Raw genomic sequence first — 1,471 nt, 5'->3', positions numbered from 1 at the left:
GTGGTGCTATGTATTCCTCTTGATTTAAGATAACTTCTTCTTTAGGTAATGCCTTTCGGTCTAACTTACCATTTAATGATAATGGCATGTTTTCCAAATGCACAAAATTAGTTGGAATCATATATTCTGGAAGCTTCTCTCTCATGTAGTGATGCCATTCTTTATTACTCCATTCAACATCCGACACGATATATGCACATAAATATTTTCTTCCATGAGGATCTTCCCTATCAATAACGACTACTTCACGAACACCTTCACGTCGCATGATGCAATACTCTATCTCCCCAATTTCAATACGATATCCCCGTACTTTAATTTGGAAATCTTTTCTACCTAAATACTCAATATTCCCATCTGGTAACCATCTGACCAAATCACCTGTTTTATATAAGACAGTATCTTTTTTGTATGGATGGGAGATAAATTTCTCCTTCGTTCGTTTCTCATCATTGAGATATCCTCTTGCTACCCCTTCTCCGGCTATACACAATTCACCAGGAATGCCTATCGGTTGTAATTTCCCTTCATTACTTAATATATACACACCTGTATTATCAAGTGGTTTTCCAATCGGTAAAATTGACATTTCAAGATTATTGTCTAGCGCATACCCTGTTGTATAAATACTCGCTTCCGTTGGGCCATAGAGATTATATAAATCAGTATGCGATAATAACATTCTTGCCGATTTAGCCAATTTGGGCGATAATGCCTCACCAGCAATAAACATATATTTTAAATCTGTTAATTCCTGTAGCTGATTATCAGGGACCATGTCGACAAATGCTTGAAGCATAGAAGGTACAAAATTGACATGTGTCACCCGCTCTTTTTGAATCACCTTATATAGTTCCACTGGATCCTTTTCCATTTCAGGCTCTAAAATAACCAGCCTTCCTCCTCCAAGCATCCAGCCAAATAATTCTGCTACCGAGACGTCAAATATAAAAGGTGTTTTTAATAAATATGCATCCTCTTCTGTAATAGGAAATTTTCTCTGTAATCCGAATAATGTATTTAAAACATTTCGATGTTCAATCATAACACCCTTCGGCTTACCTGTAGAACCTGATGTATAGATGACATATGCTAAATTTTCAAGATTACTAACTCGACTTAAATTAGATACTTCTTCTTTGTGATCTTTTTGGTCATCCACAACGATAACCTTTTCATGATAGAAACTTAGTTTTTCTTTAAACTTATCTTGTGTTAATAATACGCACGTTTGACTATCTTTGATAATTGTTTCTATTCGCTTACTAGGATGATGAGGATCAATTGGTACGTATGCACCTCCAGCTTTTAATATCGCTAGTATGGTCTTAACCATTTCAAACGAGCGTTCCATTGCGACACTAACAAGAAATTCTTCTTCACCTTGTCTCTTTAATTTTCTTATTTTCCTCGCAAGTTGATTCGCTTGTTCATTCAATTCTTTATAAGTCATCGTTCGTCCAGCAAACTG

1 protein-coding gene is annotated in these 1,471 nt (G+C 35.8%); it reads right to left on the bottom strand.

What is annotated here, in order from left to right:
* On the bottom strand, positions 1-1,471 hold a 1,471-nt coding region (locus MR107_RS29945), incomplete at both ends, for a non-ribosomal peptide synthetase (RefSeq protein ID WP_242293148.1).

Source organism: Bacillus cereus group sp. BfR-BA-01441, assembly GCF_022663075.1.
GTDB classification, from domain to species: Bacteria; Bacillota; Bacilli; order Bacillales; family Bacillaceae_G; genus Bacillus_A; species Bacillus_A cereus.
The sequence above is the reverse complement of the archived record's forward strand: the minus strand, read 5'-3'. Positions and strand labels throughout refer to the sequence as shown.